The sequence below is a fragment of the Micromonospora sp. NPDC005215 genome, assembly GCF_040607915.1.
Lineage (GTDB): Bacteria > Actinomycetota > Actinomycetes > Mycobacteriales > Micromonosporaceae > Micromonospora.
The window spans coordinates 1-14047 of sequence record NZ_JBEXHQ010000029.1 but is presented as its reverse complement, the minus strand read 5'-3'; the positions used below and the strand labels follow the sequence as shown (position 1 = coordinate 14047).

The window sequence follows — 14047 nt, the reverse complement described above, 5'->3', positions numbered from 1 at the left end:
GATCATCGCCAGCATGAGAGTCCGGCAATCTCGGAGCAGGTGGTGATCGACGCCTGGGTAGTGGTCTCCGACCTCGTCGGGTGCGGTAGCCCGACATACATGCCTAGACGCTGATCCAAATGCCACAAGAACTCTTCCCAGGCCACTGTGGGATTGTCCCCGACGCTCGACCGGTTCGGTGTGAACCCTCGGCGAGCCGGCCGCATCGGGCTCTTTGCGAGTTCAGGCGTCCTGCCGACGCGTGCATCGGCTCGGTTCGGCTGACCCGGTTGCTGTACTCCGCTGCTGTACTGCTGGCATCAGACGAGGCGCTGGATCCGCACCTTCGGGAACGACGGCCCCCGCTCTGACCAGCCTCATTGGATCTGGCCCTCCTATCACCGAGTCACTTGACCCCAGGCAACAATCAAGGCGTCTCTACCTGGGACGATCTCCGCCATACGCTGGCGCTCGTGTCCGTCGTCGTCCACCGACGTCCGGTTCAGTACACCCCGATCGTCACCCAGCCGGTCACTCAGCCGCCGGCTTCGACCTCGGCTGGCCGTAGTCTCACCTGCCAATTGTGAGCGGTATGGTCGGCCACGACCGCGTCGAAGTAGCCGCCAACGGTTGGAAGCTCACCGCCGCGCGCGATCGCGGTTATCTCCAGCAGGCCGAGCGCATCCGGCTGGCCGTCGATCTCAACAAAGACGCCGAACGGCATCGCCGCGAGCACTCGCACGCGGACTTGTTCACCCACGGGCAGTGCCGCCTTGATCGCTGGCCACGAGCGCCTTGCTCGCTCGGCTCTGCCGCCGAGCAAGCTCCAGGCGTCGGGGTTCATGGCCGTTCATCTTCGCACGGTCAGCTTGGGGATCGGGTTGATTGAGTGCCTGTGGCTTGGTGCCTGCTGGCACTGGAGTGGCAGACTGACGAGCCAGGCGGCGGGAAAGTCCTCTACACGCCGATGTTGACCGTTGCGTCGGGCACGGATCGGGCAGGCGATCGTGAGGCTGAGGCTTGAACCCCTAACCCGCACGTCGGCAGCAGGTCCGCCGAAAGCGGGACCATCACCGTCGGCACCCTCACCTACGCCGGCTCCGGATGGCTCACCCACGGCGACGCACTAACGGCGAGCCGGTCGAATCGGGCTTGATGCGAGGTCAGGTGTTCTGCCGACGCGTGTATCGGCTCGGTCCGTCTGACCCGGTTGCTGTACTTGGCTGCTGTACTGCCGGCTTCGACAGCTCGGCCTCCCTGGTCCATCCGAGGAACCGGCTGTGCAGCACGGCGGCCGGCGTCCAGGGCATGTCCTCGGTCGCCTGGACGAGGTAGGACCCGAGGTAGAAAGCCAGCGACACTGGAGCATCCGCATACTCCGCCCGCAATTCCCGTTTTCGGGACCGGCAAGGCCACGGCAGGCCGCAGCCACCGCAGCTCCAGATAGGTATGACCGGGCCGTGGACGGTCACCACACACCCCCCTAGAGGCCAGCGGTGATCGCCGGTGCCTGCCGGCTGGTCGCCCATTCAGCCTGCCAGCACGGGTACGGCGTGAGCCGCGCCCACCACGTCCGGCAGCCGCTGCCAATGTCGTCCAGCCCTCTAACGTGCACCACAATGATCGCCTTCTGCCGCGTGCTACTCACTGCTCACCGTCCTGTGGCCAGTGGCCACGATTGATCGGAATGCGGTGCCGGGAACGGCATGGCAGGTCGGCTCCGCAGCGGCAGATATGCCGCCAGAGCCGCCACGACCACACCGGCCGATGCCTGCGGGCGAGAGTCAGCGCTGTAGCCGAAAGGTATTCGTCATACGAGACGCGCCGCACGGACCCCTCCCTCGTTCGAGCACGAGGACGGCTTCCTGCCCTCAGAGCTGAGGGGGACGCGGCGACCTGGCGATACCGCACCGCCCACCGCATCCCGTGAGCAAGAAGCTACGGTGGGTCGCGGAGCGGAATGGGTAAGGTTCCTACCCCTGGATCACGAGAGCAGCCCGACTTTGATCGCAAGGTCACGGGCGTCGTCACGAGTGGAACGCGGGCCGCCGAGCAGGTCCACTGTGATCTGACGGGCGTACCCGTTGAAGCGGATCGTCTCCGGGGCCGACTCGTACGCCTGCCGGAGGGTCATCACGGCCGCTTCCTTGTCGTCCTTGCCGTAATGCGCCCGCGCGACCTCGATGAGATGACGTGCCCGGCGAGGCCTCGACGGAATGGCTGCGGAATCGTGGCGGCGTGCCTGTCGCACCGCCTCACCGGACTTCTGCAACTCCACCGCCACGGTCACCGCATGAGCGCCCATGATGACCTGCGAGAACGACGTCTGCGGCTGATAGAAGCCCGGCGGCAGGCGCTGCGCCACCCGATCCGCGCGGTCCCAGTACCGCCAGGCCCGGCCTTCCTCACCAGCACGGGCGGCAGTGTAGGCAGCCTCGAAGTTCAGCGCACCCCAGAGTGCCAACAGGTTCGTGTTCCCGTCGGCCGCGCGCAGCTCCAGCGCCGACAGGAGGTCCAGGGTCACCGCCATCGCGGTGTCCCAGTCACCGGCATCCCGATGCACCTGGCACAGGAACCATCCCGCGCACGCCACCGCCTCCGGATCGCCGGACTCCTGCGCCGCCACCATCGCTCGGTCCGCGACCCGCCACAACAACTCCGCAGCGGGCTGATAGGCAAGGAACATCTGCGTCAACCCGAACGTCTCCGACAACAGGGCCTGTGCCCGCCGACGTTCATTGCCCTCGTACGCCAACGCGGCGCGCTGCACGTCGCGCAGCAGCCCCGGCAACAACCCACCCAGCACCGTGCGGTGATCCGACGCCTGATGGCGTGCCCGCCATGCCACCGCAAGCCGCTCCCCCAGGCTCGTCAACGACTCCGGCGAAACCTCGTCGGAAATCGCGAGGCGGTTCACCGCATCCCGGACGGAGGCCAGCGCCGGATGCTCCGGCCCGTTGACCACAGCAGACCGGGCGCTCAACTCCCCCGCCAAGGCAGACACCTCGACCTTGAGAGCACGCGCGATGCGATCCAGCATGTGAATCCGCGGCGGCAGGATGCGATCGGTCTCCACTGCCTTGACCCACTCGGCGCTACGCCCCACCAACCCCCCGAGCACCGCACGGGTCTTACCCGACCGCTCCCGGTAGACCTTCAACCGCTGCCCGAAAGTCAACTCCGGCAAGGATTCCATCCCGGACCTCCTCATAGCGCGGGATGCACCGTCGACGCCCAAGCCGCCGCGCCACCCAACGCTACCGGCCTGTCTGCCGCCTCATAAGCCCTCACACGCCGTACGTCTCCACGCCGACGACCCGAGCGAGACGCCGTTGGACGACCCCAACGCTGCAGGCGGTGATGAACCTCCTCATCCCGCGCGCACCGCTCGCGGCGTGCCAGTGCGTTCACCCGAGGGTGGGCCGGCCCTCGGCGATCTGTTCTTCTACCGGCCGACCGGACCAGGCCAGCCATGGGTTGCGCCGGACTTGGGCACGACCACGGGTCCGTTGCCCACCAACGCATCGGAGATGCGGCCTGACTCGATGAAGGCGCGGGACTGGTAGCCCACGGACCATGCGGTCTCATGCTCCCGCGCTCCGGTGATCACCCATTCGCCGGCGCGGATCTCGTCCATGCGGTCGGCGAGGAAGGCCAGTGCGATCTCGCCAGCCTCTTCATCAGTCATGCTCGGGACCCTAGCGCTGGAACGATGAGGCAGGACCGAGCCGCCGCGCTGTCATCGGCACAATTGAACTCCAAGCGACCGACTGCACCTCGTCACGGGCGTGGCACCCGCACCGCAGCAGACCAACGCACCTGACCTCTGTCAGGTGCACGCTCAGACGTACCCTATTTGTCACCTCAGCGGCCTTCCAGCGCGTCGGCCCGGCTGCGCAACTCTGCCGCAAGGTCGTCCCAATCAGGACCGTACGAGTAGAGGTTGTAGGCAGCCTCACGCATGAGCGTCGGCTCATTCGGCCGTTGCAGGAGCACGAGCCGGTAAGCGAGATTGCGGACCCAGACCGGAAGTAGTCCGTCGACCAGGTTCGGGCAGAGTTCCCGCAGCATCGCGAGGATGGCTTCCGCGTCCGCGAAGGTCAACTTTTCGACGAAGTAGTGCTCATCGTGGTCCGGGCCACACTGCGACGCCGGCCGGTACTCGTCGCCGTAGAGGCACCGAGCGTGCTCGGTCAGGGTGCTGTGCATGGCCCCAGAGCCTACGGCTCCTTGACTCACCCTCCGGGCACCGGCGCTTCCGGAGACGTCTCGGCGCATTCATGGTTCCCGACTCAGGAACACACAGGGCGAAGGGGATCCAGTCCCGACGGCGACATGATGTTCGACTACACCCGGCCGGAGATCCGAAGACTGCTCACCGCAGTCGTAGTCCGATAGTCTCACCCACCCGAGCGCGTCTAGGCCTGGTCCCACTGGTGCAGAAGACGCCAACACCAAGCCCCAACCTGCCACTACCGACGACACGGCTACCTCGTTAGGGGCGCATGTGAGGATGCCTAGATGGAACAGGCACTGAGTCGGCGGGCGGCCTCGGAGGCGATCAGCGACCAGGGATGGCGGTATTTGCTAGGCGCGTTGCGCACGTCGGTCCCCGTCGGCTCATTGGTCCAGGCAACCGAGGTGGCGGCGCGCGTGGTGGCGGCGTGCGGTAGCGACGCCGATGGTCACCTGTGCGCTGATATCCGGCCAGACCGGGTCGTCTTGACCCTGCAGTCGTTGGATCAGGCGGCGCTTACCGCTTGCGATATCGACCTTGCGCATCGGCTTTCCGCCGCCATGCGGAGCGTCGGGCTACGGACGGAGCCTGAGATTGGTACGGGAGCGCCACGATCGGTCCAGCTCCTGGAGATCGCTATCGACGCGCTCGACATCGCAGCGGTCCGGCCGTTCTGGAAGGCCGTGCTGGGCTACACGGACGAGGCGGGAGCCGACGGTCCCAAGGATCCGATCGTCGACCCGGTCGGGCAGGGTCCGGCGATTTGGTTTCAGCAAATGGATCAGCCACGCCCGGACCGGAATCGCATCCACTTCGACATCTGTGTCCCGCACGACGAGTCACCACGGCGGATTGAAGCCGCGCTGACGGCCGGTGGCCGACTTGTATCCGCGTCCCATGCCCCAGCCTTCTGGGTTCTCGCCGATATCGAGGGTAACGAGGCTTGTGTGACGACCTGGCAGGGCCGAGACGATCCGTAGACCGGGCTGACGGCCAGTCGAAGAATACGGCCGTTGGTGTGTCGTTGATTGGTAGACAACGAGGTCTCCGGTAGATGGCCATCGGACCCGGGTGGGCATGACGCACACCCTGGTGCCGCACCCACCCGTTCGGCCGATCCGGCCGGCCAGGGGCACCGGTGAAGGCGTGAGCTGAAGGCATCCCCGGGTCCGATCGATGACTACTTGATTACTCGCGGCGATGAATATGCCTAACGTCACGGGATGCAGCCGAACCATCTACCCACCGAGCAGATTCCTCGGCCCCCACTGGTGCCCGTCCAATCCGGTGCCCCCACGGTGCCCGTCCATCCCGACGAGCCGACCCGCCCGCCCGGGGACGCCACCGCTGACCCTGCACTGGCGCACCTATCAGCCCCGCTCCCGGATCAGACACTGTCCGCGCGTCTGGCGCACTGGATCGCGGCCGCGCAGGTGGTCGCCGACGTGGTGAAAGCTCTCGACACCAGATACGGCATGTCACTGACGGTGGGCCTGCTTCACACGCCCGTCGGCAGCGACCACCTGCCGGACATCAACACCATCGTCCTGTCCCCGAAGTACGCGACGCCGGAGCTCGTCGCCGTCGCGGACAAGCTGATCCTGTACCGGTTGGCCACGGCATTCGAGCACCTCGGCGTGAACACACTCAACGGGCAGGAGCTTCGGGGGTACAACCACGTGCAACAACAGCTGTGGCGGTTGGCCAACCCGCCTCAGGATCCGCCGCCGGCGAACGTCTACCGGTTCTACCACGGCACCAACCGGTGCAACTACTACGGTGACGGCATCCAGGTCACGGGCCTCATACCGGGCAAAGCCGGCAGCGACATCGGTTGCAAGCGCTGGGAGAAACACGACGTCATCAGCGAGAGCAAGGACAAGGGCTGGAACACCGTCACCCTCGACTTCGATCTGGCACTGTCCTACGCCCGGCAGCACACCGAATGGGCCATGGGGAAGAAACGCAACGAGCCGACCCTGCGCGACGTCGCCGGCGAGGGCGGGCTCGTCCTCGCCTTCGACGTGCCGAAGAACGACATCGACGGCAACGAAGCGTGGCGCCACGACCACAGCGGCGACGCGAACAACTTCCAGACCAAGGAAGAGATACCGGCGCAGAGAATACGGGTGGTGGAGGAGTTGGGCATCCCGGGGCCGTTGGAGGCCGTCGCGCCACCGCCGAAATCCGACCAGGCCCCGAAGGCCGTCGCGCCACCGCCGACGTCCAACCCGGCCCCGAAGGCCACGAGCAACTCGGCGCCGGGCGCGAGGCGACGCCTCGTCCCGGGATCGTAAGTCGAGAAGTGACCTCGTTCTCCAGGCGACGCGAGTCGAGACGCTCAGGGCCTGGGCACCACCCGGAGGACCGTCGTCCGCTGACCCTCGCGGCACCATCGACCATGGAGGCGGCCAGGTTGTGGTAACCCGACGGCGCACCGGCACCGATCGCGGTGGTGCCGACGGGTTGCTCACCAGACGTGCCAGATGGTCGAAACCCTGCGACCGTGAAGGTGGCAGACCGGGAACGGGCGGGGCGTGTCCGACGTCGCCAACGGCCGTGCCGAGCTGGTGGTGGTGCCGTCCGCCGCGGCGTTGGGGAACGGCCGGCAGGCGTTCGAGCGGATCGGGGCGGTACGCCGGGCCCGCGGCGACACCCCGGGCCCGGCCTGGGCGTCGACGCGGACGGCGCGGTCGTCGCGGGCATGACGGGGGCTAGTCTCCGCGCCGGGCATGGCCAGTTCCACGGCGTGCTCCGCGTCCGCGCTGGCTCCACGACATCGATCGGCACCTACCATGGAGACCGTGAACAAGCGACGGCGGAAGAAGCTCGCCAAGCGCCTGATGGAGGCGGTGCTCCGCGAAGACGCAACGATCGCCAGTGCCCTCCTGCGTCTCGGCGCGAACCCCAACGCGGTCGACCGCGAGGGCACGACCCCGCTCTACCAGGCATCCGTGCATGGCGCGGTCAATCTCGTGCGGCTCCTTCTTGCCGCCGGCGCTGCACCGGACACCGAAAGCGGACGCGGCCGGGAGGGAACGCCCCTATGCGCTGCGGCGGCCTGGGGACATTCCGACGTCGTGCAAGAACTTCTCGCCCACGGTGCGGACCCGAACCTTCGCGAAGACCGAGGAACCGGTTACTCGCCACTGGACTGGGCGCTACGAGGCGACCACTCACAGACAGCCGATCTGCTAATGACCGCCGGCGCCTGCTCCGCCGGCGCTGGCATCGGAACGCGCCTCAGCCATACTTGATCGTCGTCGGGCCGGAGACCGGCCGTACCTCAAGATCACGGTTTGTCGCGGTGGCGGCGGGCTTCGATGTCGCGCAGCACGTCGGGGTCCCATTGGCCGGCGTTCCAGTCTTCGGTGGTCGGAGTGGGCGACAGCGGCCACGCCGGGGCTTGCCCGGCGGCCGGCGAGTAGTGTCCGGCGACGACTCGGTTGACGTCGGCGATCAGCCGCAGGAGCCGTGCCCGGCTGTGCAGCATGCCCCCGATCAGCGCGGCGGCTCCGAGGGTGCGCAGGGCCGCCTGGCCAAACAGGACGGCCGGGGCGGTTCGGTCGGTGGCCAGCCAGGCCATGGCAGCGCTGAGAACGATGCAGGGGGAGAAGACGCGCGTGCCCCAGTGGCGGGTGTAGGAGCGGCCGGAGGAGCCGTGCGCCTCGGCGAGCTGACGGGTGCCGCGTCCCCAGATCAGCCCGCTGACAACCAGGCCGATGAAGGCGACGAGCAGGATCACGTTGGCCAGGGCGAAACCGATCCCTGGGCCGGTGCCGGACGGCAGCGGCCGGGCCCGGTCGCTCGGGATGCTGCCGAGGACGGCCGCGGCGATCGCGGCGAGGGCAAGAAGGATGGCGAACCCGACTACGCACCAGGTCGCGACGTCCCAACCTGCTGTCCTGGGCGCGGGCGGAGGTGTCGAGGACCGACATGTATGGCCTTGGCCGGGCTTCTCGAGTTCGGTCCCGCATTTCGTGCAGTGCAAAGTGTTCTCCTGAGCGGCGCGGCCGAGACTTCGCTAGGCCAGTTGAGCTGGGTATCGCATATTCCGCACGGGGTGAAGGACCCGCGGGGTTCGGTGCGTAAAGGATCATGCCCGGTCGGTGCCGGTCCGGCGACCCCGAATCCCGCGAAACGAGGCCGGGTGGGATCCGCTGTTCGTGCAGCAGCAGGTTGGGCACGAACAAGACCTCTACCACCTCGATCTACACCTGCGTGTCCTCGGACTTCCGCACCCGCACCCCATGGCGAGCCCTCGACGCGACGATGACGGCCGCGACCCTGCCGGATAGGACGAAGCAATGACGATCAACTCGAGCAGTGCGTCGCGCAGTTGGGCGGCTCCCTGGCTGAGCAAAGGATCGGCACCGTGGCCGGGAAGCCCTGCAACAAGGGGTGGTTAACCTGATTCAGCCCTGAGGAGCAGGGCGCAAGGGCTCACCATTGAGCTCGGTTATTCCACCTGGGCGCGCCGTCCGCCGGGTCCCGCTGTTGGCGGGACCCAGCGGACGGTCAGGCCGGAGGTGACTGGGCCGTTTCGGCCAGAAGCAGGGACAGTTCCCGGACCAGATCGTCCATCGACTGGCCGCTCTGCGCCTTGACCAGGCCCAGCGCGAGGTCCGCGAGCAGATAGAAGCCGAGGGTACGGGCCTGCTCGGAGCCGAACGCCGACATCAGCGCCTCGGCGCCGGCGAGGTCACCACGGTGTTTGGCCGCGATGACCCCGGCGGCGCGTTGAACGATCTCCGCGGCCTCGGGGGTGTACCCGGACACGCCGGATCAGATCTTCGGGGTGGCCGCGCGGGCGGCGTCGAAGCGGGAGTTCACGTCGGTCCAGTTGACCAGGTCCCACAGCCGGTTCACGTAGTCCGGACGGACGTTGCGGTACTGCAGGTAGTAGGCGTGCTCCCAGGCGTCGAACACCAGGATCGGGGTGGAGCCCTGCCCCACGTTGCCGTGGTGGTCGTAGACCTGCTCCACGATCAGCCGCTGGCTGAGCGGCTCCCAGGCGAGGACACCCCAACCCGAGCCCTGCACACCCTTGGTCGCCGCCGACAACTGGCCGGCGAAGCCGTCGAAGGAGCCGAAGTGCTCGTCGATCGCCGCCGCCAGCTCACCGTCGGGACGGTCGCCGCCGTCCGGGGACAGGTTGTTCCAAAAGATCGAGTGCAGCACATGCCCGGACAGGTTGAACGCGAACGTCTTCTCCAGCCCCACCAGGGTCGAGTAGTCGCCCTTGTCGCGGGCCTCCGCGAGCCGGTCGAGCCCGTCGTTGGCGCCCTTGACGTACGCGGCGTGGTGCTTGTCGTGGTGCAGCTCCAGGATCTCGCCGGACATGGCGGGTTCGAGTGCGCCGTAGTCGTAGGGCAGGTCGGACCGGGTGGCAGGCTGCCCCCCGGGGACGCGACACGGCGACTACGGCCGCCTAATAGCCTCCGCCACCACGAACGGATCGCCAGCCGCGGCCCGGGCGCGACCAATGCGACCGCGCAGATCCAGTTGATCCGCCGCGACCAGCGGCCATCGGCCAACCAGTCCTCCCTCGCGGGCGGGTAGCGGGTAGCGCTGCCAGGACGTACCTCATGTCCGCACCCGGCGTGACCACGAGGACGGCGAGCACGGCAAGGGGACCGGTGATCTTCACCGAGTCACGTGACTTCGCTCGGCTGCCGGTGGTACAGGAGCAGAACGAGACAGGCGCAAACCCTTACGACGTAGGGCTATTCGGCTTCGACGCCGGCAGCCCGCAAGATTTGCCGAACCCGCTCGCGGGAGTAGCCCGTCCGCCTGACCAGATCCACCTGCCGCGCGCCGGCTCGATACTCCCCCACCATGGCGCGGTGCAGTTCGGTGCGGGCCTGTTCGACGCGGGCGCGGGCGTCGGCCTTGATCTGCCGAGCGGCCAGCACGGCCTGTTCTTCCGCCCGGGGTAGCGCATCCTCGGCGGCCTTCAGTCTGCGCATAGCCCCATCGAGATCCACTTGGCCATCTTGGCTGGCGATGGCTTAGGCCAAGCGAATCGGGGCTTGCGATTGGCCAACCAGAGGGGTTCACAGAGTTGGCTCATGCAGCTACCGTGCGGGGGTGGTGCCGATGAACGCGCCCCCCGGCTCGCGCTGCGAACGCCAACCGGGGGACTTGATCGCCCCCGGGAGGCGACCCATGATCAATCTACCCTTTGCTATCCACAACTGCGGAAAGCCGGCGACCTTCCGAATCGAGGTCTACAGCCACGTCGTGGCGGAGTCGTTGGACGGTGTGGTCTACGTCTGCCCCGCCCACCCGAACACGGCGGGCGACGCCATTACGGCGGCCGGATTCACCACCGCCACGGCCCCGGTGACGCGGGACGTGGAGCGGCGGTGCGGGTTCGTGCACGTCTTCGCCACCGGGGCGTTGGCGACAGACGACCGGCACCCCCGGTGGTGTGGCCGGGACGGGTGCGACCGGCGCGGGGAACACCGGTCGCGGGTCTCGGACGTGGACACCAACCGGCCCGAGGCATCGATCATCACCGTGGCGTTGGTGCAGACGACCCATCCGGCGGCCGGACCCATGGTGGTGTTGAGCGCGACCGGCGGCATGGCGTATGACCGGGTGGTGATGTCCATCGGCCAGGCCCGCGTCCTGCGCTACCGTCTCGGCGGCCTCATCGACGCGGCAGGACACGACCGCGCGTGAGCCCTACCTGTCGCCCAGGACTGTTCGTCACCTGTCCTTCAGGACCGCAGCCACGGACAGTCCGAGCACGCCTCAGCCCTCGTTGGCGCCGTCGAGTAGCGCGCGCGCCGCAGCGCCAGCCGGTGCTCCCGGCGGATCTCCGCCTCCCGGTACCGACGCCGGTCACGACGGGGCGAACCAGCGCCGCCCGGGAGCATAGCTGAGCAGGGGCGGCGCGGCGTGCTGTGGGCACGCCGTGGAAGCGCTGCCGGCTTTTGCCATCTGAGGAAAAAGATCGTCACCTCTTGTAAAAAGTCTCACTACGGTGAGGATATCCAGATGCGTCGTCTCCCCCAGACTTGCGGTCGGGTGGTCTCCGGCCTCCTCGCGTTCCTTCTCGCCTCGGCGGTCGCCCTCCTCGTGTCCGCCCAACCCGCCGCAGCTCACGGGACTCTCGCCATGTCCACGCCGGCGGGTGGCGCCACGGTGCGCGAGCCGTTGACGTCGGTGCAGCTGTTCTTCACCGAGAAGGCCGCGGCCAACGCGTTCTTCACTGTCACCGCGCCGGGTGGCATCCGGGTCGACAACGGCTGGTCGTACGGGGAGCCGAAGCCTCTCGATAAGCCGGTACGGGAGTACTTCCTGGTCAACGGGCAGTTCGAGCCACGGGAGTACACGACGGGGTTCCCTGCGGCGGTGACCGTCACCCACCTGCCGGCCAAGGGCCAGTACTCGGTGAGCTACCTGTCGGTCGCCTCGGACGGCGACACCGTGCGGGGCACCCTGACCTTCCGCTACGAGGGGCGGGTGACGGCGGCGCCCAAGGGGTGGAGCCCACCGACGACCCAACCGGACCCGGCCCTGGTGGCCGCCACCGAGCAGCACGGATCATCCGGGCAGGCGTCGGCGGTGCCGACCACCTCGGCCGAGCCGTTGACCCCGCCGTCCGGGGCTGCGGCGGCCCCGCCGGCCGAGTCGACCGACGGGAGCGGCTCCGGAGCACTGACCTGGGCGGGCTGGGCGGCGGTGCTCGCGGCGGCCGTGGCCGCGGCCGGGTTCGTCGTCTGGCGTCGCCGGACGGCCTCCACCGGCAAACCCACCGGCCGCAGTCGTACCTCGCCGGCCACCTCCGGTCGACGCGGCGGCGGTGCCCGTCCCACGAACAAGACCGCCGCAGGCAAGGCCGGCGGGGGCAAGACGGGCGCTGGCGCAACGGGCGCTGGCGCAACGGGCGCTGGCGGGGCCGGCACTCGCAGGACGACCGCTGGCAAGGCCGGCGCGGTGAGCGCCGTCGGTACACAGCCCACGGGCGACAAGCGGCGACCCACCACCGTGCCGGCGGCGCGCAGGGGCGACGCGGTCGTCACGGCCCGCACTGGCGTCGCTGTCGATCCGACGCCTACCGAGCAGGCGGCGGCCCTCATCACCACTGACGACGAGTCGACTGTCGATGCCGGACCTCGGCCCGACACGGACCTCGCCGCCGTGACACCCGGGTCCCGGCTGAGCAACACCCACCTGGCGTTGCTCGTCGGTGGGCTGGTGATCGCCCTGCTGGCCGGGTTCGGACTGGCGCGCATCGGCACCGGCGGCCAGAGCCCGGCGGGCAACGCCCGACAGCCAGCGGCCGGTGCGCCCGCCTCGGGACAGGCGATGTCCGCGACCGACGGGCACCAACACCCGGCGGGCACCGGGCCGCACACGCATCGGGGCGACGCCGCAACGGGCGAGACGCTGGCGACCGGGACCACGGTCAGCGCCGGCGGGTACACCCTGCAACCGCTGGAGCGGTCCCAACCGCCTGGGGTACGCGCGGACTACCGGTTCCGCATCGTCGGGACCGACCGGCAGCCGGCGACCCGCTTCGCGGTCGTCCACGACAAGCCGTTGCACCTGATCGTGGTCGGCCGTGACCTGTCCGGCTACCAGCACCTGCACCCGACGATGGCGCCCGACGGCACCTGGAGAGTTCCCCTGACGCTGGCCCGGCCCGGCGGCTACCGCGTCTACGCCGACTTCTCCGTCACCGCGACAAACGGCACGCCGCTGCCTCTCGTGCTGGGCGTCGACCACACAGTGCCCGGCGCGCACACCCCGACGGCGCTGCCGCCGGTGCAGGCCCAGGCGACGGCCGGGCCGTACGCGGTGTCGATGAACGGAACAGCGACGGTGGGGGTGACAGCGCCCATGCATTTCCAGGTCAGCGCCGGCCCGACCACACCCGTGCAGTTGGAGCCGTACCTGGGCGCGTTCGGGCACCTGGTCGTCGTCCGCGAGGGCGACCTCGGGTACGTGCACGTCCACCCCGAGCCGGAGCTGGTCGACGGGTCGGTCAAGTTCTGGCTGACCGCCCCCAGCTCGGGCCGGTACCGGGCGTTCTTCGACTTCCAGATCGCCGGCAAGGTGCACACCGCAGAGTTCACGATCAACGTGCCCTGAGACCGGAACTTTCTCCCTGCTGCGGCCGACCATCCAGCCAGCAGCGATCATCGGAGGAAGAACACATGCTCAGCACCAGTCCGCTCGGTCCGCGCCGCCGCTCGGCCGCTGTTCTCGCCGCCGCCATCCTGGCGGTTGGCGCCGCCGGATGTGGATCGTCCGACGCTCCGTCGGCAGCGCAGCCGAGCCCTTCCGTGTCGGCCTCGGCCAACCCGGACGCCGGGGTGCTCGGCATTCGTGACCCGTGGGTGAAGGCCGCCGACAGGGGGATGACGGCGGCCTTCGGCACCCTGGTCAACGACGGCGACAGTGATGTCACGGTGACCGGCGCCGCGACCTCGCTGTCGCCGATGGAGCTGCACGAGATGACCATGAAGGACGGCAAGATGGTCATGCAGGCCAAGCAGGGCGGCGTCGTGATCAAGGCTAGGAGCACGCACGCGCTGGAGCCCGGTGGCGATCACCTGATGCTGATGAACCTCACCAAGCCCGTCCAGGCCGGCGACGAGTTGACCTTCACCCTGACCTTCGCCGACGGCCGGACCCAGCAGTTCCGCGCGGTGGCCAAGCCGTTCACCGGCGCGCAGGAGAGCTACGCCCCCGGGCACGGCGAGCCCATGCCCGGCATGAGCGCGACGCCGGGGATGAGCATGAGCCCGGCGTCGTGACCGAGACGTCACAGGTCCGGCCGGTGAGCAGGCGTGGCCTGCTGACCAGCGGGGGGCA

The 14047-nt window shown here is 68.6% G+C and carries 16 protein-coding genes; 7 read left to right on the top strand and 9 right to left on the bottom strand.

What is annotated here, in order from left to right; genetic code table 11:
- Positions 1–514: 514 nt before the first annotated feature.
- From ABZU25_RS21485 to ABZU25_RS21465, 5 genes are all read right to left on the bottom strand, one after another.
- Positions 515–823 (bottom strand): hypothetical protein, encoded by a 309-nt coding sequence (locus ABZU25_RS21485; protein WP_355031129.1) that lies wholly within the window; start codon positions 821–823, stop codon positions 515–517.
- Positions 824–1142: 319 nt separating this feature from the next.
- Positions 1143–1451, bottom strand: a complete 309-nt coding sequence (locus tag ABZU25_RS21480; protein ID WP_355031128.1) for a hypothetical protein — start codon at positions 1449–1451, stop codon at positions 1143–1145.
- A 512-nt stretch (positions 1452–1963) separates the two neighbouring features.
- Complete coding sequence (locus ABZU25_RS21475) at positions 1964–3175, bottom strand: helix-turn-helix transcriptional regulator (RefSeq protein ID WP_355031199.1); 1212 nt, start codon at positions 3173–3175, stop codon at positions 1964–1966.
- Positions 3176–3424: 249 nt separating this feature from the next.
- On the bottom strand, positions 3425–3667 hold the full coding sequence (locus ABZU25_RS21470) for a YrhB domain-containing protein (protein ID WP_355031127.1): 243 nt from the start codon (positions 3665–3667) through the stop codon (positions 3425–3427).
- A gap of 176 nt (positions 3668–3843) precedes the next feature.
- A complete protein-coding gene (locus ABZU25_RS21465) occupies positions 3844–4188 on the bottom strand; it encodes a hypothetical protein (protein ID WP_355031126.1) in 345 nt (114 codons plus the stop codon).
- A 312-nt stretch (positions 4189–4500) separates the two neighbouring features.
- Between ABZU25_RS21465 and ABZU25_RS21460 the strand changes: the two genes are divergently transcribed.
- The 4 genes from ABZU25_RS21460 (at position 4501) to ABZU25_RS21445 (ending at position 7473) form a co-directional block, all read left to right on the top strand.
- A complete protein-coding gene (locus ABZU25_RS21460; protein ID WP_355031125.1) occupies positions 4501–5196 on the top strand; it encodes a VOC family protein in 696 nt (231 codons plus the stop codon).
- A 243-nt stretch (positions 5197–5439) separates the two neighbouring features.
- Positions 5440–6513, top strand: coding sequence for a hypothetical protein (locus ABZU25_RS21455; protein WP_355031124.1), 1074 nt, complete (start codon positions 5440–5442; stop codon positions 6511–6513).
- A gap of 240 nt (positions 6514–6753) precedes the next feature.
- Positions 6754–6924 (top strand): hypothetical protein, encoded by a 171-nt coding sequence (locus ABZU25_RS21450; protein WP_355031123.1) that lies wholly within the window; start codon positions 6754–6756, stop codon positions 6922–6924.
- A gap of 96 nt (positions 6925–7020) precedes the next feature.
- Entirely contained in the window at positions 7021–7473 is a 453-nt protein-coding gene (locus ABZU25_RS21445) for an ankyrin repeat domain-containing protein (RefSeq protein WP_355031122.1), read from the top strand.
- A gap of 35 nt (positions 7474–7508) precedes the next feature.
- On the opposite strand, the gene ABZU25_RS21440 is transcribed toward ABZU25_RS21445, so the two are convergent.
- The 4 genes from ABZU25_RS21440 to ABZU25_RS21425 all read right to left on the bottom strand — a co-directional run bounded on the left by ABZU25_RS21440 (position 7509) and on the right by ABZU25_RS21425 (position 10203).
- A complete protein-coding gene (locus ABZU25_RS21440) occupies positions 7509–8207 on the bottom strand; it encodes a hypothetical protein (RefSeq protein ID WP_355031121.1) in 699 nt (232 codons plus the stop codon).
- 527 nt (positions 8208–8734) lie between these two features.
- Complete coding sequence (locus ABZU25_RS21435) at positions 8735–8995, bottom strand: superoxide dismutase (protein ID WP_355031120.1); 261 nt, start codon at positions 8993–8995, stop codon at positions 8735–8737.
- Between the two features lie 6 nt (positions 8996–9001).
- Entirely contained in the window at positions 9002–9592 is a 591-nt protein-coding gene (locus ABZU25_RS21430; RefSeq protein ID WP_355031198.1) for a superoxide dismutase, read from the bottom strand.
- Between the two features lie 350 nt (positions 9593–9942).
- The gene (locus ABZU25_RS21425; protein ID WP_355031119.1) at positions 9943–10203 is read right to left on the bottom strand and encodes a hypothetical protein; all 261 of its coding nucleotides are present in this window, start codon (positions 10201–10203) and stop codon (positions 9943–9945) included.
- 181 nt (positions 10204–10384) lie between these two features.
- Between ABZU25_RS21425 and ABZU25_RS21420 the strand changes: the two genes are divergently transcribed.
- The 3 genes from ABZU25_RS21420 to ABZU25_RS21410 all read left to right on the top strand — a co-directional run bounded on the left by ABZU25_RS21420 (position 10385) and on the right by ABZU25_RS21410 (position 13989).
- Positions 10385–10903, top strand: a complete 519-nt coding sequence (locus ABZU25_RS21420; protein ID WP_355031118.1) for a hypothetical protein — start codon at positions 10385–10387, stop codon at positions 10901–10903.
- Between the two features lie 318 nt (positions 10904–11221).
- A complete protein-coding gene (locus ABZU25_RS21415) occupies positions 11222–13321 on the top strand; it encodes a copper resistance protein CopC (RefSeq protein ID WP_355031117.1) in 2100 nt (699 codons plus the stop codon).
- 65 nt (positions 13322–13386) lie between these two features.
- The gene (locus tag ABZU25_RS21410; protein ID WP_355031116.1) at positions 13387–13989 is read left to right on the top strand and encodes a copper chaperone PCu(A)C; all 603 of its coding nucleotides are present in this window, start codon (positions 13387–13389) and stop codon (positions 13987–13989) included.
- Positions 13990–14047 lie beyond the last annotated feature (58 nt).

Excerpts from the sequence above, each read along its gene's own strand:
- ABZU25_RS21485 (WP_355031129.1), bottom strand. The coding sequence starts at position 823 with ATGAACCCCGACGCCTGGAGCTTGCTCGGCGGCAGAGCCGAGCGAGCA.
- ABZU25_RS21475 (WP_355031199.1), bottom strand. The coding sequence starts at position 3,175 with ATGGAATCCTTGCCGGAGTTGACTTTCGGGCAGCGGTTGAAGGTCTAC.
- ABZU25_RS21470 (WP_355031127.1), bottom strand. The coding sequence starts at position 3,667 with ATGACTGATGAAGAGGCTGGCGAGATCGCACTGGCCTTCCTCGCCGAC.
- ABZU25_RS21465 (WP_355031126.1), bottom strand. The coding sequence starts at position 4,188 with ATGCACAGCACCCTGACCGAGCACGCTCGGTGCCTCTACGGCGACGAG.
- ABZU25_RS21460 (WP_355031125.1), top strand. The coding sequence starts at position 4,501 with ATGGAACAGGCACTGAGTCGGCGGGCGGCCTCGGAGGCGATCAGCGAC.
- ABZU25_RS21455 (WP_355031124.1), top strand. The coding sequence starts at position 5,440 with ATGCAGCCGAACCATCTACCCACCGAGCAGATTCCTCGGCCCCCACTG.
- ABZU25_RS21420 (WP_355031118.1), top strand. The coding sequence starts at position 10,385 with ATGATCAATCTACCCTTTGCTATCCACAACTGCGGAAAGCCGGCGACC.
- ABZU25_RS21415 (WP_355031117.1), top strand. The coding sequence starts at position 11,222 with ATGCGTCGTCTCCCCCAGACTTGCGGTCGGGTGGTCTCCGGCCTCCTC.
- ABZU25_RS21410 (WP_355031116.1), top strand. The coding sequence starts at position 13,387 with ATGCTCAGCACCAGTCCGCTCGGTCCGCGCCGCCGCTCGGCCGCTGTT.